Origin of the sequence: Azospirillum brasilense (assembly GCF_022023855.1) — a bacterium.
GTDB classification, from domain to species: Bacteria; Pseudomonadota; Alphaproteobacteria; order Azospirillales; family Azospirillaceae; genus Azospirillum; species Azospirillum brasilense_F.
The window spans coordinates 740,132-758,389 of sequence record NZ_CP059450.1 but is presented as its reverse complement, the minus strand read 5'-3'; the positions used below and the strand labels follow the sequence as shown (position 1 = coordinate 758,389).

Here is an 18,258-nt window from a genome sequence, read left to right as displayed (position 1 = left end):
GGTGTTAATTCACCCTGTGACTGGTTCTGGCCAAGCGATCAATTTCTTCCTTGAGGTGGAGCTTCTCAAGCTTCATCCGCTTGATGGCACTATCGTCAGGCCACGAACGCTTCTCCTCGTCGAGGATGGCGCGGTCGAGACGCAGGTGCTTTTCCTGCAAGGAAGATAGGCGAGCATCAGTGTGCATGGGCTGCTCTCCGTCAGATCGAACCGGCTCCTGCCAAGTCCGGCAGGCCGGAAACCATAGTGTTCACCCATCCGTGCCGCCAAACAACCCCAAACTTTTGTCCTAGTACTCCAAAGACGGGGAGTGACCGCCCCTTACGATGGGGAGTAGGACAATCCGCCGCATAGGACTGCCTCTTGCCATTCGTTGCGGGATTATACCGAAAGATTGAGTTTTCTTACCAAGTCATAACCTATTAGGGATAAGACTCGGCACCATCCGGGTCAGCATCCGGGCAATTCGGCGGATCATATCGGCGGAGGTCTCGCCAGGGAGAGGGGCGATCAGCCTTTGGGTGGGAAACCAGGGCCGCGCGCCGCTGCCCATCCAGGTCCAGTCCCGGCCACCCAGCCGCCAGACCGGTACCCCCAGGGCACCCGCCAGTTCTCCGGCGGCGGTGGCGGGCAGGATGACGAGGTCGAGCGCCGCCATCAGGGCCGCCACCCCCTCCAGGTCGTTCTTGAGGTCCAAGTCCTCCCAGCGATGGACACGCCGCGCACCGTCGGGCTCGATGGAGGCCAGTTCGGCGGCGCAGTCGCCGTACTGCAGGTTGACGACGCCGACACCCGGCACCTCCAGCAGCGGCAGCCAGTCGGTGATGCGGGTGTAGGCACCTTCGCGATGCGCCGTGATGATCTGGCTGCGCCAACTGATGCCCACCTTCAGGCCGGGGCCGAGCGCCTCCACCCGCTCCCGCCAGAGGGCAGCCCGCTCCGGATCGGGGGACAGGAAGGACGGGCGGGCCGGAAAGCGTTCCAGCCGGTCCCGCCGGATGGCGGGCAGGGAACCGGCGGCGATCTGCAGGTCGCAGTCCGGCGGGTCGAACCGCTCCCGCCCATCGGCGGTTAGGGACTCCGCCCGCACGACCGCCCAGGGGAAGGCGCGGGCGTAGAGGGACACCATACGCGCATCGCATTCCAGGACCACGGTTCCGCCGCTGTCCTTCAGGTCGCCGAAGACGGAGGCGAAGAGGATCTCGTCGCCCAGCCCCTGTTCCGGCCAGACCAGCAGGCGGCGCCCGTGCAAAGGCTCCCCATTCCAGACCGGCAGCGCGATGCGGCGCGCCCGTTGAAGCTGGCGGGCGGAGAAACGCCGCCCGTAGCCGGCCCAGCCGGTGACGAGGTCGCCCTCCGCCAGGGCCAGCAGCCCGACGTTCCAGGCGGCCAGTGCCAGCCCGGGGGCCACCCGCAGGGCACGGTCGAGGAAATGCCGGCAGAGGGCTGGCCGGTCCGCCATCTTGGCGAGGGTGCCCAGGTTGTTCAGGGTGTCGGCGGAGTCCGGCCGCAGGGTCAGCGCGCGCCGGTAATGGGCTGCGGCGTCGTCGAAGCGTCCTTCCACCTCGCAGGCGAAGCCCAGGTTGGTGTGGGCCGCCGGATTGGCCGGTGCGAGACGGATGGACCGGCGGTGCCAGCGCTTGGCCTCGGCCAGCCGCTCCGGCCCGTTCATGCTCAACCCCATGTGGGTCATCGCCTCGGGGAAGTCCGGGCGCAGCGCGATCGCCCGGCGGAAACAGGCGAGGGCTTGGTCCGGGAGGTCCAGCGACTGCCGGACGAGGCCCAGATGGTTCCAGGCGGTGGGGAAATCCGGATCGGTCCGAAGCGCCGCCGCGATGTTGCGCTCCGCCTCCGCGTGCCGGCCGGCCTGATGCTGGGTCAGGCCGAGAAGATGGAGGGCGTCGCCGTGCCGTGGCGCCAGATCGAGGACCGCGCGATAGGCCGCCATGGCGTCGTCCAGCCGCCCCGCCCGGTGCAGGGCGATGGCGTGGTTCAGCAAGGCTTCCGGATCGGCGACGGGCGGCGGCGGCGAGCGGGGAATGTCTACGCGATCGGGAACAGGGGCCGGAGCGGGCAGCATCGTGGCAAGGCCGCGCGCCATGCCCGCCAGCACCTCGTCAAAGGTTTCGCCCGGACGTGGCTGGAACAGGCGCATCGTCGGGAACCAGGGGCGGACGCCGGTGCCGAGCTGCGTCCAGTCGCGGTGTCCGAAGCGCCACACCGGCACGCCCAGGGCGCCGGCCAGCTCGCCCGCCGCCATCGCCGGGGTGATGACGAGATCCAGATTGGCGGTCAGGGCCGCCGCCGCTTCGAAATCGTCTCTCAGGTCCAGATCGTCCCAACGGTGGATGGTCACGCCGAAGCGCGCCTCCGCCGCCGCGATCTCCGCCGCGCAGTCGTCATACTGCAGATTGACGAACACCATTCCCGGCAGGGCGAACAGCGGCGCCCACTGGTCCAGCGTGGTGTAGGCGCCCTTGTGCTCGGGCGTCGCCAACTGGCTGCGCCATCCGATTCCGATCTTTAGACCCGGCCCCAGGGCATCCAGCCGGCCCCGCCACAGGGCGGTGCGGGCCGGATCGGGCTTCAGCCAGGGTGTGAACTGGTCGAACGAGGCGAGCGTTCCCCGCAACAGGCCGGGCAGGCTGGCCGCCGGCACCTGAAGGTCGACGTCGGGGGGAACCATGGTTTCCCGCCCTTCGGAATCCAGCGTCTCCGCCCGCACCGTCGCGCGTGGGAAGGACCGGGCGAACAGGCCGACCAGCCGCGGGTCGGTCTCGATGGTCACCGGCCCGCCGCCCCAGGCGATCACATCGCCATAGCAGGAGGCGAACAGGATCTCGTCCCCGATCCCCTGTTCCCGCCAGATCAGCAGTCGGCGCCGGCGCAGCCCCTCGCCGCGCCACCGCGGTGCGTCGATCCGCCGGTCGGGAAGGACCCGGCCGGCGGCGAAGCGTCGTTCGTAGCCCTCCCAGCCGCGCTCCAGCCGTCCGTGCAGAAGGGCGATGACGGCGAGGTTGTCGCTGGCGCTGGCAAGGTCCGGATCGTGGGCCAGCGCCTCCTCGTAGCAGGCTTCCGCCTTGGTGAACTGCCCCTGCGCCCGAAGCGCGTTGCCGAGGTTGTGGATGGCTTCGACGGCGTGGGGGTTTCGGTTGAGCACCTTGCGGAAGCACTGCTCGGCCTGGGCCGGGCGCCCCAGCTTCAGAAGAACGCTGCCCAGATCGTTCAGCGTCACCGGGTTGTCGGGCGCGCGCTTCAGCGCCTCGCGGTAGGCGATCTCTGCGCCCTCGTAGGCGCCCTTGCGTTGCAGGGCTGTGCCGAGATTGTGGTGGGCCTTCGGGTCGTCGGGCCGCAGCCGCAGCGCGGCGCGGGCTTGGGCCAGCGCCTCGTCCAGCCGCCCGGCGGCGCTCAAAGCGTCGCTGAGGTTGGTGTGGGCCTCGACCATCGCAGGGGCCAGCACCGCCGCGCGGGCGAAGGCCCGCAGGGCGTCGGCAAGGCGGTTCTGGGCGCGCAGCGCGTTGCCGAGGTTGTACCAGGCCTTGGCGTAGCCCGGCTCTAGCTCCACCGCCGCGGTGAAGGCCAGCGCCGCCAATCCCGGCAGCGCTTGCGCCTGGAAGGCGTTGCCCAGATTGTGGCGCGGCTGCGCCGACAGGGGATTCAGCGTGGCGGCCATGCGATGCGCCTCCGCCGCGTCGGCGTGGCGGTTCAGCGCGGCGAACGCGCTTCCCAGATTGTCGTGGTAGTCGGCGACGCCGCCGGTCTGCCGGATCGCCTCCTCGATCAGCTCGACGGCGGGGCCGGGATGCCCGGCCTGGAGCGCCAGCACACCCAGCAGGTGCAGCGCGTCGGGGTGGCGCGGGTCGGCGGCCAGGACGGTGCGGTAGTCGCGCTCCGCGTCGGCCAGCCGTCCCGCCCGATGGTGGGCGACGGCGCGGCCGAGCCGGGCGGCGACGTCTTCGGGCGTCGTCGGCGAAGCCTGGTCTGGGGGCTGATTCATGAGGTTCGCCTTTTCCGTCTGCCCGATCCGGCCCCGGGTTGCGGGGCCTTCCGCCGGTCTGTTGCCGCCGGTCTGTTGCCGGAAGGGAGTGCCATGTTCACCGGTTCCCGGTAAAGATGCTGTTAGTCCATGCCCCATTCAGGAGCCGTTCCGTGTCCGAGCCGAGCGATCCACCCCGTTCCCCGTCGCCGCGTCCGGGCCTGCTCGCCCGTGGCGTGGGGAGGCTGGGTGGTTTGGCCGCTCAGGCGATGCGCCTCTATGCGGAGGCCAACGCCCTGGCCTCGGACGGGCTGGCCGCGGAGGCGGAGGCCGCCTACCGCCGCACGCTGGCGCTGAACCCGCGCTTCGCGGAGGCGCACAACAATCTGGGCAATGTCCTGCGCGCCCTGGACCGCGCGGAGGAGGCAGTGGCCGCCTACCGCGAGGCGCTGGCCTGCGGTCTCGACCATCCGCTGGTCCATTACAATCTGGCCTCGGCCCTGAAGGCGGCGGGCGATACGGCGCCGGCGGAACGGCATTTCCGTCGGGCGCTGGTCGAGGAACCGGCCTATGCGGAAGCCTTCAACAACCTCGCCAACCTGCTGCGCGACGGCGACCGGCTGACCGAGTCCGCCACCGCCTACCGCCGTGCGCTGGCGCTGCGGCCCGCCTGGGACGAGGCGCACGACAACCTGTCCGGCGCCCTCTACCTGCTTCACGAGGAGGGACGGCACGAGGAGGCGGCGTGGTTCGCCCGGCTGTGGCTGCGCGATCATCCCGACCATCCGGTGGCCCGCCACATCGGCGCCGCCATCGCCGGCCTGGACGCCGGCGAACGGGCGTCCGACGCCTATGTCCGGCAGATGTTCGACCTGTTCGCCGGTGAGTTCGACGACAAGCTGCTGGGTGAGCTGGGCTACCGCGCCCCGACGCTGCTCGCCGAGGCGCAGGCCGACGCCGGGATCGCGGCGGACGGGACGCTGGACGTGCTGGACGCCGGTTGCGGCACCGGCCTGTGCGGCCCCTTCCTGCGCGGCCCGGCCCGCCGTCTGGTCGGGGTGGACCTGTCGCCGGGCATGCTGGAGCGCGCCGCCGCCCGCGGCCTGTACGACGCATTGGAGGAGGCGGAACTCGGCGCTTTCCTGGCGGAGCGCCCGGCGGCCTTCGATCTGATCGTGGCCGCCGATGTGCTGTGCTACTTCGGCGCGCTGGATGGGGTGCTGGTGCGGGCCGCCGCGGCGCTGCGTCCCGGTGGGTGGGTGGCCTTCACGGTGGAGCGGCTGGAGGAGGGCGGGGCGCCCTGGCGGGTCAGCCCGCACGGCCGCTACGCCCATACGGAGGGCCATGTGCGGGACGCTCTGAGCACCGCGGGGCTGACCGTCCTGCGCCTCGCTCCGGACACCCTGCGCCACGAGAGCGGCGCGCCGGTGGCCGGGCTGGTGGTGCTGGCGGCGCGGCCCTGACGAGGCCGCTAGCTAGGCTCAGTCGAGCATCGGCAGGCCGGTCTCGATCCGCACCAGAGCGGCGAGCAGCGGTGCGCCGATGTCGCGCCGGACGAAGTTGCTCGCCCGGTCCGCGGCGTTGAGCGAGCCCTGGAAGCTCTTGCGCCAGCGGTCGTCGCCGTACATCACCTTCTCCGCCTTGGCCTTCTGGGCGAGCAGGCCGGGCCGGCGGCCGGCGGAATCGTCCACCAGACGGGTCAGCCGCTTCATCAGCTCGTTGGCGCTGGTCGGGTCGCCGCGCTTCAGCGCCGCCTCGATCAGCTCGGCCAGAGCCTCGCCGCGGATGTCGAGGTCCTGCACCTGCTCGGCGTAGGACAGCGCCACCGAGGCGTCGGAACGGCGGGCGATGCGGCCCAGCACCGCCGGGATCGTCCAGGGATTCTCGTCCTGCACGGTGCGCAGCAGGCCCAGCGCCAGATTGGTGTCGCCCAGCTCGGACGCGGCGACCGCCAGCTCCGGCGGGCAGCAGTCGGTCTTGGTCTCACGGAACTTGGAGAACTGCGTCTCCACGGTGTTCAGGAACAGGGTGCGGGCCGCGCCCTCCTTGCCGGCGCGCAGCAGCGTCTGGGCGACCAGACCCAGCTCCCAGCTGCAGTTGCGGGCGGTGGCGTAGGCCTTGGCCTCCTCGGCGAGCTGCCCGGCCAGCGCCATGTCGCCGCGCCACGCCGCCGCCTTGGCGATGTCGGCGAGGTTGTAGATGCGGGTCGAGCATTCCGGGATCTGCCGGGTGATGTCGAGCGCGAGCTGGTTCTGCCCCATCAGGGCGAGCGCGCGGGCGACGAACAGATCCTGCCCGGCCCCGTCGGCCGCGGCTCCGCGGCGCACCGCGCTGACGAAGGGGGCGATGATCTCCTTCGCCCGCGCGGTGTCGCCGATGGTGTTGTAGGCAACGGCCAGCGACAGCCAGTCCCAACGGGCGGCGGTGATCGGCGTCTCCACCGGGGGCAGCATTTCCGCCACCCGGTGCAGGAAGCACAGCGATGTCATCGGCTCGTTGCAGACCAGCGAGCGGATGCGCGAGCGGAACTCGAAGAAGTCGAAGTCGCCGACAAACTGGTTGGTGACGAGCTGGACGGCCAGCGTGCTGTCCGGATACTTGACGACGATTTCGTTCAGCAGCCGGTCCGCCTCCTTCAGGAAGCGGCTCTCCTCGGCGATGTCGTAGGTGTTGTCCGCCTGCCGGATCATCTGCATCGCCTGGACGAACAGGCGGTTGGCCGGCGCCTGGTCGGGCTGCGGCTGCTGCTGCGCCATCGCCGGGGTGCCGGCGCCTCCCACCGCCACGGTGAACGCCGCCAGCGCCATGAGCAGGCTCATGGCGGCGGAGGCGGCAAGACGGCGGGCGGGGGCGGGCAGGATGGCCATGGCGGTGCGGAGACCCTGGTGCGCTAGAGGACGCGGGCGTAGTTGACGACACGCTGGACGTTCGGCAGCGTGCGGGCGTGCTCGATCACGCGGTCGAGCTCGCCCTGGTGGGTGGCCAGACCCATGAGATAGACGACGCCGTTGACGGTATCGATGCTGAAATTCTGGCTATGAATCTGCGAATCGAAGGTCAGCTTCGTGCGGAGCTGTGTGGTGATCCAGGTGTCGCGGGCGCTGTCCATGATGCCCGAGTCGGTGTCCACCTGGATCTCGTTGATGACTTCCTTGACGCCTTCCACCTGCCAGCACAGGCGCACGGCGTCGAGGCGCATCTGGGCGTCGGTGGCGCGACCGGTCAGTAGCACGCGGCCCTGATCAACGGTCAGGCCGATGCGGCTATGCATATCCAGCGAGTGTTGGAACCACAGATGGTTGATGCGGGCCTTGATCTCGGTGTCCGAGGCGAAGCCGGACAGGCCCCGGTGCTCGCTGGCCGCGACGACGGCGGTGCCCCCGGCGGCGCCCAGCACGACGGGCGCGCAGCCAGACGCAAGACCCGCGACAGCGGCCATCCCGACCAGCGCCCAAAGGCGGCCAAACCCCGACACGCTCTGCCTCCGATCCCCGGCCCGCCGAAAGAACGGGCGGGCGGAAAAAGTCATGCCGCAGGTGCGTTGGCAATGGGGAATCTTGGGAGTGTCAGACTTCATCGTGGTTTTGTCCCGGGGTGATGCACGAATGTTTCACTCGCTGCGAGCGCGAAGGAATCCGGGCTAGGCGAAGGGCGCGCGCGTCACCAGCCCGGCGATTTCGCGTGCGAGAACGCGGGCGATCTTCTGCCGCGCCTTGGGGTCGCGCAGGATCGCCTCGTCCTTCGGATTCGACAGGAAGCCGGTCTCCAGCAGGACGGACGGAACGTCCGGCGCCTTGAGCACCGCGAAGTTGGCGGAGCGCATCGGGTTGTCGAGCAGCAGCATGTCCTTCCCCGCCCCCTTCACGATCGCGTGCCGGGCCACCAGCGCCGCGTGCTTGGTGTGGCGCGCCGTCAGGTCCAACAGGATCTCCTTCACGGCCTTCTTGGCGTCCTTCACGTCGACGCCGCCCAGCCGGTCCACGGCGTTCTCCTTGTGCGCCAGCGCCGCAGCGAAGGAGTCGGAGCTTTTTTCGGACAGGGTGTAGGCGGATAGGCCGCGCGCCTCACGGTTGGGTGCGCTGTCGGCGTGGATGGAGACGAACAGGTCGGCCCGCGCTGCGCGGGCGGCGTCCACCCGCTCGCCCAGCGCCAGGAAGCGGTCACCGTCGCGGGTCAGCGTCACCCCCAGCTTGTGCTGCCGTGATAGCAGGCGCCCGACCTCCTGCGCGATGTGCAAAGTGATCTCTTTTTCTTGGGTGCCACGGGCGCCGATGGCCCCCGGGTCGATGCCGCCATGGCCGGGGTCGAGCACCACCATGCGCGGGCGCGCCGCCGGGTGGGGCTTGGTCTGGGCACCCGCGGCGTGCGGGAACAGCAAGGCACCGGCCCCGGCGAGGGGGACGGTCAGCGCCAGCTGAAGAAGACGTCTGCGTTCCATTCGCCCCTGATTCCGCAAGGAGTTGGGGCCGCCGAAACCAAAAGTCCTGAGCGCGATCGGAAAGGCGGCGTCCGGCCCGAACAGGCCTGAGGTTGAGCCCAAGGTGTGAGCGTTAACCAATGGGGACGCGCAAAAGGGTTGTCAAGGCCGGGCGGGTTAGCTCCGCCAATTGTCGCGGCCAAGCCGTCATGGAGGGCGTCGCCACCCTATGAAGATTCGACTCTTTCCAAGAATTCCTTGATGATGATGGCCGAAAGCGCTAAAATTTTAGAAATAAGCTCGGGAGGTGGCGATGTTGAGGAAAGCCTTGTTCAACATCATCCGGCAGGAGCAGCGCGAGGTCGAAGACGAACTCGAAAAGGAAGAGCGCCGCATGGCTCCCGACGTCGGTCGGGTGGTTGCGTTGCAGCGCGAAGTTACCGACCTGAGGCGCGAACTGGAACATTACCGCGACGTCTGATCGCACGAATACGAACGAATCCGTCCGCAAACCCCTTTCCTGCAATGGCGGGAAAGGGGTTTTCTGTATTCGCATGAATTTCTCCGGCGTCTGTAGCGGTGCACCATTTCAATGCTGCAATGCAGCATAAAATTGCTCATTTAATGAGCAATGGAGGGGTGACCTCCTGGGCTTTGACTGGAAATTAATCACTCCACCGCCGGAAATCGTGGAAGGGGTTGATCCAAAGCAATGGAGGCACCGGGGACGGCGGGCAGACTTCCGGGGTAGCCTGTTTGTCACAGGGGCGATTCATCCCATCCGGCCAAGCACATGAACGGACCGGAGCGGCGGGCGGCAGGATTGGGCGAGACCGACGATGAACCGCTGGCACGCCGGTTGCGGAGTGCCAGTCCGAACGCTCCCTGCTCCCTTGATGGAGGGCTGCCCGATGTCGGACGCTGTTTCGGACGCCATGGCCGAAGACGCCCAGAACGTCCCCGTTCATTCCCTCGTGCCCACCGTGCGCCGCCGCCGTGGCGGCCAACTGACCGCCGGCCTGTCGCTGGTGTCGCAACGCTACCTGCTGCTTCTGCGCTTCGCGGTCGTCAACGCCGCGGGCTTCACGCTTCTCGCCGCCGCCTTGGCGGAGGGGCTGATCGACCCCATCATCGCCACCGACAGCACGCATCTCTGCCTGCTGATCTTCCTGGTCTTCCTGGTCGGGCTGGGGCTGTCGGCGCAGCGCATCCTGCGCACCAGCCGCGAACTGAACCGCGCCAAGGAATTCGACCCCTCCGTCCCGTCGCGCGCCGCGCGCTATCTGGCGGAGGTCCGCGGTCGGGATTCCGGGGCGCGGTCGATCGCCGCATCCTCCCTGAAGTTTAAGTTGTCGGCGCGCATCGGCACGGTGCGGCAGATTTCCTCGACCCTGGTGATCCTCGGTCTGATCGGCACGGTCATCGGCTTCATCATGGCCCTGTCGGGCGTCGACCCGGAAAAGGCCGGCGACGTCGCCGCCATCGGCCCGATGGTGTCGAAGCTGATCGAGGGCATGGCGGTCGCGCTCTACACCACGCTGGTCGGCGGCGTCCTGAACATCTGGCTGAACATCAACATCGGCCTGTTGTCCGGCGCCACGGTGAACCTGATCACCGAGATCGTCGCCGTGGGGGAACGCCATGCAGGCCCTTGACCAGTTCGAGGAGGACGACGCCGGCACCGTCTTCCGCGACGTCATCACGCTGGCGCTCTGCGGTTTCGTGGCGGTGGTCATCCTGCTGCTTCCCCACATCCGGCCGGAGGCCAAGCAGGCCGACACGGCGGGCGTCGCGGCGCCCGGCAACGTCATGGTCGAGGCCCGCTGGCCCGACGAACTGGATGCCGACGTCGACCTGTGGGTGGAGGCGCCGGGCGACGTGCCGGTCGGCTACTCCAACAAGTCCGGCGTGATCTTCAACCTGCTGCGCGACGACCTCGGCCGCAACGCCGACCCGACGAAGCTGAACTACGAGGCCAGCTACAGCCGCGGCATCCCGCCCGGCGAGTACGCGGTGAACCTGCATCTCTACCGGAACAAGGCGACGGTCTTCCCGGTGCCGGTCACCGTGGTGGTCAGCGCCAAGCGGCCGGACGGCGACAACGCGCGCCAGCTTCTCGCCACCACCATCCAGCTGGACCGGGAGGGACAGGAACTGACCGTCTTCCGCTTCAAGCTGACCGAGTCCGGCGAGCTGGTCGGCGACAGCGTGCACAGCCTCTACAAGCCCCTGCGCAGCGGGAGGAAATCATGACCCAATTGCTCGACTTCCAGGCCGCTGCGGTCGCATTGGCCGCCACGCTCGCCACCATCGCCATCTGGGCGCCGCGCCGGCTGTGGGTGAAGGTGTCGGCGGTCGCCGTCTCCATCGGCTTCATGCCCGTCGCCTATGCCGGCATGGCCGATCTGCTGAGCAAGCCGAAGCCGGTCCGCATGGAATGGGCGCAGAGCGCCGCCGCCCAGGCCACCATTCTGGGAGCCCAGATCAAGGAGGGGCAGGGGATCTACCTGTGGCTCCAGCTGGAGGGCGGGGCCGAGCCGCGCTACTACAAGCTGGGCTGGGACCAGAAGCTCGCCGAACAGCTCCAGCAGGCGATGCGCGAGGCGGAGAGGAACCGGTCCGGCATGGCCATGACACTGCCCTTCGAAAACACGCTGGATCCCGACAAGCCGAAATTCTACGCCCTGCCGCAGCCCCAGCTTCCCGAGAAGAACGGCGAGGAGGGCGGGCCGGGGCCGATGGTCTACCGCCACCCCGGCATGGACGCCTGACGCGCTGGACGCGACCGGATCGTGACGCTGGGGACGGGGCTTCTCATCCCAGCTTCACGTACCCCCGCTCGATCACCCGTTCCGCCGCTTCGAAGACCGCCTGCATCTCCTCGTAGGCGCGGCGGACGCGGGCCAGCTCCTCGATGGCGGCGGCATCGGGATGACGGTGGTCCGCCACCTTCAGCCCGGCGCGCAGATAGTCGGCCCGCAGCTCCGCCACCCGGACGGCCATCCGCAGGAAGGACGTCTGGTTGAGGTTGGGAAGCTCGCGTCCCATCACTTCGCAATTCGCCTCCAGCACCGCCGCTTCCATATTCTCCAGGAAGTGCATGATCCGGTGCCGCGACGTGTTTTCTGCCGCTTCCGGCGTCAGCAGCTTGTCAACCTTGCCCTTGGCGTACTCGCCGATGATCTTCCCGCCCATGCCCATGGCTCGCCTCCCGGTTCGGCCCGATGCCGGAACGACGCATTGTCGCATGGGAATCCTTACCAAATGCTGCCGGAAAGGCGTTCCGGTATTCCCACATTGCACGATGCATCCCGCGGACGATCGTGCTACGGAATCCGCCCTCGATTCCAGGTCGCAACGGTAGGCGCGCATGTCCGGCACCGCTTCTGAATACATCCTCACCGTCTCGTGCCCCGATGCCGTGGGCATCGTCTACGCCGTGTCGGGCTTCCTGGCCGAGCGGTCGTGCAACATCATCGACAGCGCGCAGTTCGGCGACCGCGGGACCAATCTGTTCTTCCTGCGCATTCATTTCTCGGCCGCCGCCGCGGGGCCGTCGCAGGCGGAGCTTCAGGCGGACTTCGCCGAGCAGGTGGCCGAACGCTTCGGCATGACCTGGAAGCTGCACGACGCCGGGCGGCGCCAGCGGGTCCTGATCATGGTCTCGAAGTTCGGGCATTGCCTGAACGACCTGCTGTACCGCTACCGCACCGGCTATCTGCCGATCGAGATCCCGGCCATCGTGTCCAACCACCGCGACTTCTACCAGCTCGCGGCGTGGCACAACATTCCCTTCCATCACCTGCCGGTGACCAACGACAGCAAGGCCCAGCAGGAGGCCCGTCTGCTGGAGATCGCGGAGCAGGAAAAGATCGATCTGGTCGTGCTCGCCCGCTACATGCAGGTGCTGTCCCCGGCCCTGTGCGAGCGGATGGCCGGACGGGTCATCAACATACACCACTCCTTCCTGCCCAGCTTCAAGGGCGCCAAGCCGTACCATCAGGCGCACGCCCGCGGCGTGAAGCTGATCGGCGCCACCGCCCACTACGTCACCTCGAACCTCGACGAGGGGCCGATCATCGAGCAGGAGGCGGAGCGCGTCGACCACACGATGACGCCCGACGACCTGGTGGCCATCGGGCGTGACATCGAGAACATCGTGCTGGCTCGGGCGGTCCGCTACCACGTCGAACACCGCGTCCTGCTGAACGGCGGACGCACCGTCGTCTTCAAGTAAGGCGGCTGGCCTTCTCCGACCCTCCGGGAACCTCAGTGCTTCATGGCGAGCGAGGCTTCCTCGGGGTGGGGGGTGAAGACGGCGCGGGTGATCGCCTGCTCGATCTGCTCGCGGGTGAAGGGCTTGGGGATCACCGGGCCCAGATGCTCCAGCCCCTGCTTGGCCAGTTCGTTGGGAAAGGCGGTGACGAAGATCACCGGTAGGAAGCGCTTGCGGCGAAGCTCCCGCGCCACCTCGATTCCGTTGTCTCCTTCGGCCAGACGGATGTCCATCAGCGCGAGCGTCGGCGCATGGCGAGAAGCCAGCGTCAGCGCCTCGTCCATGGTGGCGGCGTTGCCGCAGACGGTGTGGCCCATGCCGCGCACGGTCTCCGCCAGATCGAAGGCGATGATCGCGTCGTCCTCGACGATCAGGATCGTCGCCGTCAGCTTCGAGCGCACCCGCTCTCGGGCGAAGTTCAGCCGCTCCACCGCGTCTTCCGGGGCAATGCCCAGCACGGTGGCGGCGTCGGCGACCGGCAGATCCTCCAGGTTGACCAGCAGGTAGAGCCGACGATCCATCTCGTCCAGGCTGTGCAGCGCCGCCTCGACCGGATGGGCGCCGGGCGCGCCAGCCCGGGCACCGGAGCTGTCCTGCAACTGGTTCAGGTAGCGGTAGAGCGAACCGCGCGAGGGGTCCACCACTGCCGACCCGCCCGGCCCGTCCAGGTACCATTCAAGCGTGCGCGTCACCAGGGCATCCCCCTGCGTCGATGTGCCGGTCAAGGCCCGCGCATAGCGTCGCAGATAAGGCAGATGTTCCATCAGGTGGCGGGTGTTTTGATCCATGACTTTTTCCCCGTACCTCCAGCCAGTGCGTACCGCCGAGGGGCGCTGGCTTGCCTGCCGCGTTTCCCGGACTTTGCCGAATGTTCCCGTCCGATCGCTTACAAAGTTAAGTTCATATGGCGCAGTTCGCGCCGTATCGGGAGTGACGACGAAAGGGTTATTCGGGATAGTTTGATCGGATTAAGTCCCGTCGCCGGACGGGCGGCATCATACCTCGTTCGCTCGGGCGCAGGGGCTTTTCGGGCGGCCCGCCCCCGTTCCGTTCGCTGCACATGCGAGGGAAGCGGAACAATTGGCGAGGGCCGGTTGTTGGGACTGACAATGGTGTGATTCCTCCCTGAACCGCCAGTCACTGCCGCCGCAGCGCCTGTCCCAGCGGGGACGCGCCGGCGGCGTTTTTTTTGCACGGCATCGAAAAAAAGCGCGCTGGTGGGCTTGCGCCGGGATGAGTGCGATATTACTGACTGTCCCCGGCGTCGCGCACCGGTGGTGGAACGGCTTGGAAACCGTCCGGCACCGCCCCGCCAGACCCGAGCCTGTCGAACCGCGTATGCCAGGGCTGCGCATGCCAGAGTCGCGTATGACCGAACCAGATTTCGACCCGGCAGGCTCTGATCGGCCCGATTCCGATCCGCCGGTGACCGATGGCATGGCGCCGGACGAACTGGCGGATTTCCATGCCTGGCGGCAGCGCGTGGTCGGCACCAACATTTCCGACAAGACCCTGCTGGCGACCGATTATCTCAATCACTTCAACGAAATCGTGATGTTGATCGAGATGATTCCGGACATGCCGGACATGCTGGAGGAATGCCTGATCTGGCAGCCCAAGAGCTACCAGGAGCATTTCCGCGACAGCGGCTTCTCGGACAAGGATCTGGCCATCGAGGCGTACGGCCACGTTCCGGCCAAGTTCAAGCGGCCGTTCGAGGACACCATCGCCCAGGCGCATCAGGTGGTCCGCCACACGCTGGAGCGCGTGTCCATCGACATCCAGGATGGGGCGACCGACAAGCTGCGGCTGGACTGCCAGACCTCCGTCGCGATGATCCACCGAATCATCCAGATCGCCAATGGCATCATCCACGGCACCGCCCACGTCATGGAGCAGGGCGAAATCGACCTGTATCTGAGCGCCGACTGAGTGGTCGAGCGCTTGGGGTTGAAAGCGCCCGATCTCTGCGCAGATGATTATTGCTTGTGCACCAAGCATTCCTTCCTTGCATGGCTCAAAGGCCGAGCGTCCAACTACAGTAAGCCTTCGAACGAAGAGGAGGCGGCGCTGCGGCGGATGCCTCCCACCGGGAGTGGAGACAGACCGTGAAGGGACCCGCCATCGCAGCGGCCGAGGCATCGGCTGGGGCGCAGGGGGACGTGTCGGTCGATGTGGAGGCTGCGGCTGACCTTGCCGCCTCCCCGGAGATGCGCCTCTGGTTGCGTCTTTCGGCGTGCGCCGTTCTCATCGGCGCCCGGTTGCGCAGCCGTTTGCGCGACGAGTTCAGCACCACCCAGCCGCGTTTCGATCTGTTGTGCCTGCTCGAACGTCAGCCGGAAGGGCTGACCATGGGCGAGTTGTCGAAGCGCATGATGGTCACCAACGGCAACGTCACCGGCATTGTAGAACGCTTGGCCACGGATGGGCTGGTCACGCGGGCTGCGGCGTCGAACGACCGGCGCATGCAGTTCGTCCGGATCACCCCCGAAGGCAGCGCCCTGGCGCAGGCCATCGCGGCGGCGCAACGCCGCTGGCTGGCCGAACTGACGGCGGGAATGCCCCACGGCGACATGGTGCAGTTGATGGGGTTGTTGGGAAAGCTCAAGAACACGGTGCGTGGCGGAGGCGTCAGAGGATGATTCGGTCCGGTCATATCGACAGTTTCACCCGCGACCGGCTGCCGCCGCCGGAGCAGATGCCCGATTTTTCCTACGACCGGCCCGAACTCACCTATCCCGAGCGTCTGAACGCCGCCGCGGCCCTGCTGGACGTCTGGCGGGAGCGCGGCTGGGACGAGCGCCCCTGCGTCATCGGAAACGGCGACGTGTGGAGCTATGGCCGCTTCCGCGACACGGTGGACCGCATTGCGCGCCTGCTGGCCGAACGGTTCGGGATCGTTCCCGGCAACCGGGTTCTGGTGCGCGGGACCAACACGCCGATGCTGGCCGCCTGCTGGCTGGCGGTTCTGAAGGCCGGCGCGGTGGTGGTGCCGACCATGCCGCTGCTGCGCGCGACGGAGCTGGAAAGCATCATCGAGCGCGCCGCCGTCTCGCTGGCGTTGTGCGACGCGCGCTTTGCCAAGGATCTCAACGGGGCGGCGGAATCGATGGGCGGGGGGATGCCTGTCGTGACCTTCAACGGCGGCGACCTCGAAGGATGGCTGGAAGAGACCGAAGCCGGCTTCGCCGTGGTGGACACCGCCGCCGACGATGTGGCGCTGATCGCCTTCACCTCGGGCACCACCGGCAAGCCCAAGGCGACCGCGCATTTCCACCGCGACCTCTTGGCCGTGGCCGACCTGTCGCCGCAATCGCTGCTGAAGACCGGTGGCGACGACGTGTTCTGCGGCACGCCGTCGCTCGCCTTCGCTTATGGCCAGGGTGGGATGCTGCTGTTCCCGCTGCGGGTGGGGGCGTCGGTCGTGCTGCTGGACCGGGCCACGCCGGAACGGTTGCTGGAGATGACCGCCCGGCACAAGGCGACGGTTATGTTCACCGTGCCGACCGTCTACCGCGCCATGACCGCGCGGATCGAGGAGGACCCGGCTCTGGCCGAGGGGCTGCGCACGCTGCGCGCCTGCGTCTCGGCGGGGGAGCCGCTGCCCGCCACCACGCTGGAGGGCTGGCAGGCAGTGACGGGGATGGAGATTCTCGACAGCTTCGGCACCACGGAGATGCTGAATGCCGTCCTGCATTCGCCGCCCGGCGCTGTCCGGCCCGGTGCCACTGGGATGGTGGTTCCGGGATACGAGGCCCGCGTGGTCGACGACAGCCTGACCCCGCTGCCTCCCGGCCAGATCGGGCGGCTGGCCGTGCGCGGCCCGACCGGCTGCATCTACCTGGACGACCCGCGCCAGGAGAACTACGTGCAGGGCGGCTGGAACCTGACCGGTGACGCCTTCCGCATGGATGAGGACGGCTATTTCTGGTATCACGCGCGGACCGACGACCTGATCGTCTCCGCCGGCTATAAGATTTCCGGCCTGGAGGTGGAGGACGTTCTGCTCGGCCACGAAGCGGTGGAGGAATGCGCGGTCATCGCGGCGCCCGATCCGCTGCGCGGCTCCATCCCCAAGGCCTTCATCGTCACCCGCGACGGCGTGCGGCCCAGCGACGATCTTGCGGAGCGGCTGCAATGCTACGTCAAGGACCGGATCGCCCCGTACAAGTACCCCCGCGCGGTGGAGTTCCTGGAGCAGTTGCCGCGGACGGAAACGGGCAAGATCCAGCGTTACAAGTTGCGGCAGAGGGAATGGGTCGAGAACGAGGATTGACCGGGGGAAGATTCACCAGGGACCGGGCGGCGCACGCGCCGCTGGTGCAGTTCCTGCTCTTCGCGGTGGTCGGCTGCGCCGCGGCGGTTGGCCATTACGGCGTTCTGATCGCCCTGTCGGAACTGGCGGCGGCTCCGCCGGTCCTGGCCTCGTCGGCGGGATTCCTCGTCGGCGGCGTCATCAGCTACCTGCTGAACTACGGCCATGTCTTTCGCAGCGAGCAGGATCATCTGCCCACCGCCACGAAGTTCGTGGCCGTCGCAGCGGTGGGGCTGTGCGTGAACAGCGCCATCATGTGGGCCTTGGCGCAGCGGCTGGGCCTGCATTACCTGCTGGCCCAGCTCACCGCCACGGCGCTGGTGATGCTGTGGAGCTTCGGCGCGAACCGCTACTGGACCTTCAAGGCCGGATCGCCTGCCGCCTGAGCGCCTGTCGGCTCACCGTGAGAGCGAGCGACGAAGGAATGGCGGTGCGGCGTCGGGCCGATGTTCTTCGCCAGACGATCGCCTTTCAGTCCGGCGGCGGACAGCCGGGCCTGCAACTCCGCCGGCGTATAGGTTGAAAAGCCGGCCTCGCGCCGGATGCGGCGGTAGTCGGACAGGGCCATGCGCCCCAGCCCCATCAGCGCCGCCATCAGGAAGCCGTGCCGGCGCGCCATGCTGAGCTGGCTGGCGATGTCGCGCAGCATCGGCGTGTCGGGCTCCACCACGTCGGCGATCAGGATGCGCCCACGGGTGCCGATCAGGTGGCGCCAGCGGTGAAGGACGGCCTCCAACTCCTCCCGCGGGATGTATTGCAGCACGGAGACGGCCAGCACCAGATCGACGCTGCCCGTCGGAAGGGTGGTGAGATCGTCGTCGTCGAGGACCCGGATACCCGGATGGCCGGACAGCCGCTCGCGCAGGCGTTGCCGCACCGCGGGGGCGGCGTCGTACAGCCAGACGTTCCGGCAGCGCTTGGCCATGGCCTCCGCCGCCAGCGCGTCGCCGCAGCCGAAATCCAGGACGGTCCCCCCCTCCGGAAGATAGGCGTCGAGGTCGTTCTGCAGGCAGGCGAAATGCGCTTCGAGGTTGCGCTGATTCGCGTAAATGGCGTTGGGGCGGTTCCAGAAATCGACCCAGCCACTGGAGCCCTGGCCGCCCGGTGGCCCGGACGACGTCCCATTGTCGTGCATATCCCGCATCCCCTTTTGTGGGCCGCTTCTTACCGAGGGGATATTGTTGTTCGTCTCTTCTCCAGGAAGAGCCCCCTCGATCCGGCCATGTCGTAATGATGGTAGGGGCGAACAATCGCGACGGTCAAGAATGACCGGC

The 18,258-nt window shown here is 68.0% G+C and carries 18 protein-coding genes; 10 read left to right on the top strand and 8 right to left on the bottom strand.

Annotated elements, in window-relative coordinates; genetic code table 11:
• Positions 1–4 precede the first annotated feature (4 nt).
• A complete protein-coding gene (locus tag H1Q64_RS16875; RefSeq protein ID WP_040134215.1) occupies positions 5–187 on the bottom strand; it encodes a YdcH family protein in 183 nt (60 codons plus the stop codon).
• Positions 188–412: 225 nt separating this feature from the next.
• A complete protein-coding gene (locus tag H1Q64_RS16870) occupies positions 413–3,997 on the bottom strand; it encodes a tetratricopeptide repeat protein (RefSeq protein WP_237906285.1) in 3,585 nt (1,194 codons plus the stop codon).
• 152 nt (positions 3,998–4,149) lie between these two features.
• Between H1Q64_RS16870 and H1Q64_RS16865 the strand changes: the two genes are divergently transcribed.
• Entirely contained in the window at positions 4,150–5,439 is a 1,290-nt protein-coding gene (locus H1Q64_RS16865) for a methyltransferase (RefSeq protein ID WP_237906284.1), read from the top strand.
• Positions 5,440–5,457: 18 nt separating this feature from the next.
• Here H1Q64_RS16865 and H1Q64_RS16860 read toward each other — a convergent pair whose 3' ends face one another.
• The 3 genes from H1Q64_RS16860 to H1Q64_RS16850 all read right to left on the bottom strand — a co-directional run bounded on the left by H1Q64_RS16860 (position 5,458) and on the right by H1Q64_RS16850 (position 8,414).
• Complete coding sequence (locus tag H1Q64_RS16860) at positions 5,458–6,843, bottom strand: hypothetical protein (RefSeq protein WP_237906283.1); 1,386 nt, start codon at positions 6,841–6,843, stop codon at positions 5,458–5,460.
• Between the two features lie 23 nt (positions 6,844–6,866).
• Complete coding sequence (locus H1Q64_RS16855; RefSeq protein ID WP_237906282.1) at positions 6,867–7,553, bottom strand: BON domain-containing protein; 687 nt, start codon at positions 7,551–7,553, stop codon at positions 6,867–6,869.
• Between the two features lie 63 nt (positions 7,554–7,616).
• Positions 7,617–8,414 (bottom strand): N-acetylmuramoyl-L-alanine amidase family protein, encoded by a 798-nt coding sequence (locus tag H1Q64_RS16850; RefSeq protein ID WP_237906281.1) that lies wholly within the window; start codon positions 8,412–8,414, stop codon positions 7,617–7,619.
• Between the two features lie 307 nt (positions 8,415–8,721).
• Here H1Q64_RS16850 and H1Q64_RS16845 point away from each other — a divergent pair, with 307 nt between their 5' ends.
• The 4 genes from H1Q64_RS16845 (at position 8,722) to H1Q64_RS16830 (ending at position 11,164) form a co-directional block, all read left to right on the top strand.
• The gene (locus tag H1Q64_RS16845) at positions 8,722–8,874 is read left to right on the top strand and encodes a hypothetical protein (RefSeq protein ID WP_237906280.1); all 153 of its coding nucleotides are present in this window, start codon (positions 8,722–8,724) and stop codon (positions 8,872–8,874) included.
• 430 nt (positions 8,875–9,304) lie between these two features.
• The gene (locus H1Q64_RS16840; protein WP_237906279.1) at positions 9,305–10,048 is read left to right on the top strand and encodes a MotA/TolQ/ExbB proton channel family protein; all 744 of its coding nucleotides are present in this window, start codon (positions 9,305–9,307) and stop codon (positions 10,046–10,048) included.
• Entirely contained in the window at positions 10,035–10,646 is a 612-nt protein-coding gene (locus H1Q64_RS16835; protein WP_237906278.1) for a hypothetical protein, read from the top strand. The genes H1Q64_RS16840 and H1Q64_RS16835 overlap by 14 nt, the downstream gene beginning before the upstream one ends.
• The gene (locus tag H1Q64_RS16830) at positions 10,643–11,164 is read left to right on the top strand and encodes a hypothetical protein (RefSeq protein ID WP_237906277.1); all 522 of its coding nucleotides are present in this window, start codon (positions 10,643–10,645) and stop codon (positions 11,162–11,164) included. Before H1Q64_RS16835 ends, H1Q64_RS16830 begins: the two co-directional genes overlap by 4 nt.
• A gap of 43 nt (positions 11,165–11,207) precedes the next feature.
• Here the strand turns inward: H1Q64_RS16830 and H1Q64_RS16825 are convergent, their stop codons facing one another.
• Positions 11,208–11,594: a hypothetical protein gene (locus H1Q64_RS16825; RefSeq protein ID WP_014198654.1), complete on the bottom strand. Its 387-nt coding sequence runs from the start codon at positions 11,592–11,594 to the stop codon at positions 11,208–11,210.
• A gap of 169 nt (positions 11,595–11,763) precedes the next feature.
• On the opposite strand from H1Q64_RS16825, the gene purU reads away from it, so the two are divergent.
• Positions 11,764–12,630, top strand: coding sequence for a formyltetrahydrofolate deformylase (gene purU, locus H1Q64_RS16820; protein WP_237906276.1), 867 nt, complete (start codon positions 11,764–11,766; stop codon positions 12,628–12,630).
• A gap of 32 nt (positions 12,631–12,662) precedes the next feature.
• On the opposite strand, the gene H1Q64_RS16815 is transcribed toward purU, so the two are convergent.
• Positions 12,663–13,457: a response regulator gene (locus H1Q64_RS16815; protein ID WP_237906275.1), complete on the bottom strand. Its 795-nt coding sequence runs from the start codon at positions 13,455–13,457 to the stop codon at positions 12,663–12,665.
• A gap of 580 nt (positions 13,458–14,037) precedes the next feature.
• On the opposite strand from H1Q64_RS16815, the gene H1Q64_RS16810 reads away from it, so the two are divergent.
• The 4 genes from H1Q64_RS16810 (at position 14,038) to H1Q64_RS16795 (ending at position 17,370) form a co-directional block, all read left to right on the top strand.
• The gene (locus tag H1Q64_RS16810; RefSeq protein WP_237906274.1) at positions 14,038–14,601 is read left to right on the top strand and encodes a hypothetical protein; all 564 of its coding nucleotides are present in this window, start codon (positions 14,038–14,040) and stop codon (positions 14,599–14,601) included.
• Between the two features lie 176 nt (positions 14,602–14,777).
• Positions 14,778–15,311: a MarR family winged helix-turn-helix transcriptional regulator gene (locus H1Q64_RS16805; RefSeq protein WP_237906273.1), complete on the top strand. Its 534-nt coding sequence runs from the start codon at positions 14,778–14,780 to the stop codon at positions 15,309–15,311.
• A complete protein-coding gene (locus H1Q64_RS16800; RefSeq protein ID WP_237906272.1) occupies positions 15,308–16,945 on the top strand; it encodes an AMP-binding protein in 1,638 nt (545 codons plus the stop codon). Before H1Q64_RS16805 ends, H1Q64_RS16800 begins: the two co-directional genes overlap by 4 nt.
• Positions 16,942–17,370, top strand: coding sequence for a GtrA family protein (locus H1Q64_RS16795; RefSeq protein WP_237906271.1), 429 nt, complete (start codon positions 16,942–16,944; stop codon positions 17,368–17,370). Before H1Q64_RS16800 ends, H1Q64_RS16795 begins: the two co-directional genes overlap by 4 nt.
• Here H1Q64_RS16795 and H1Q64_RS16790 read toward each other — a convergent pair.
• On the bottom strand, positions 17,334–18,119 hold the full coding sequence (locus tag H1Q64_RS16790; protein ID WP_237906270.1) for a class I SAM-dependent methyltransferase: 786 nt from the start codon (positions 18,117–18,119) through the stop codon (positions 17,334–17,336). The two genes, H1Q64_RS16795 and H1Q64_RS16790, sit on opposite strands and share 37 nt — an antisense overlap.
• Positions 18,120–18,258: the final 139 nt, after the last annotated feature.

What these genes read in the sequence shown, in the direction of transcription:
- H1Q64_RS16875 (WP_040134215.1), bottom strand. Translation starts at nt 187, where the DNA reads ATGCACACTGATGCTCGCCTATCTTCCTTGCAGGAAAAGCACCTGCGT.
- H1Q64_RS16790 (WP_237906270.1), bottom strand. Translation starts at nt 18,119, where the DNA reads ATGCACGACAATGGGACGTCGTCCGGGCCACCGGGCGGCCAGGGCTCC.
- H1Q64_RS16835 (WP_237906278.1), top strand. Translation starts at nt 10,035, where the DNA reads ATGCAGGCCCTTGACCAGTTCGAGGAGGACGACGCCGGCACCGTCTTC.
- H1Q64_RS16815 (WP_237906275.1), bottom strand. Translation starts at nt 13,457, where the DNA reads ATGGATCAAAACACCCGCCACCTGATGGAACATCTGCCTTATCTGCGA.
- purU (WP_237906276.1), top strand. Translation starts at nt 11,764, where the DNA reads ATGTCCGGCACCGCTTCTGAATACATCCTCACCGTCTCGTGCCCCGAT.
- H1Q64_RS16825 (WP_014198654.1), bottom strand. Translation starts at nt 11,594, where the DNA reads ATGGGCATGGGCGGGAAGATCATCGGCGAGTACGCCAAGGGCAAGGTT.
- H1Q64_RS16870 (WP_237906285.1), bottom strand. Translation starts at nt 3,997, where the DNA reads ATGAATCAGCCCCCAGACCAGGCTTCGCCGACGACGCCCGAAGACGTC.
- H1Q64_RS16850 (WP_237906281.1), bottom strand. Translation starts at nt 8,414, where the DNA reads ATGGAACGCAGACGTCTTCTTCAGCTGGCGCTGACCGTCCCCCTCGCC.
- H1Q64_RS16860 (WP_237906283.1), bottom strand. Translation starts at nt 6,843, where the DNA reads ATGGCCATCCTGCCCGCCCCCGCCCGCCGTCTTGCCGCCTCCGCCGCC.
- H1Q64_RS16810 (WP_237906274.1), top strand. Translation starts at nt 14,038, where the DNA reads ATGACCGAACCAGATTTCGACCCGGCAGGCTCTGATCGGCCCGATTCC.
- H1Q64_RS16840 (WP_237906279.1), top strand. Translation starts at nt 9,305, where the DNA reads ATGTCGGACGCTGTTTCGGACGCCATGGCCGAAGACGCCCAGAACGTC.
- H1Q64_RS16830 (WP_237906277.1), top strand. Translation starts at nt 10,643, where the DNA reads ATGACCCAATTGCTCGACTTCCAGGCCGCTGCGGTCGCATTGGCCGCC.
- H1Q64_RS16800 (WP_237906272.1), top strand. Translation starts at nt 15,308, where the DNA reads ATGATTCGGTCCGGTCATATCGACAGTTTCACCCGCGACCGGCTGCCG.
- H1Q64_RS16855 (WP_237906282.1), bottom strand. Translation starts at nt 7,553, where the DNA reads ATGAAGTCTGACACTCCCAAGATTCCCCATTGCCAACGCACCTGCGGC.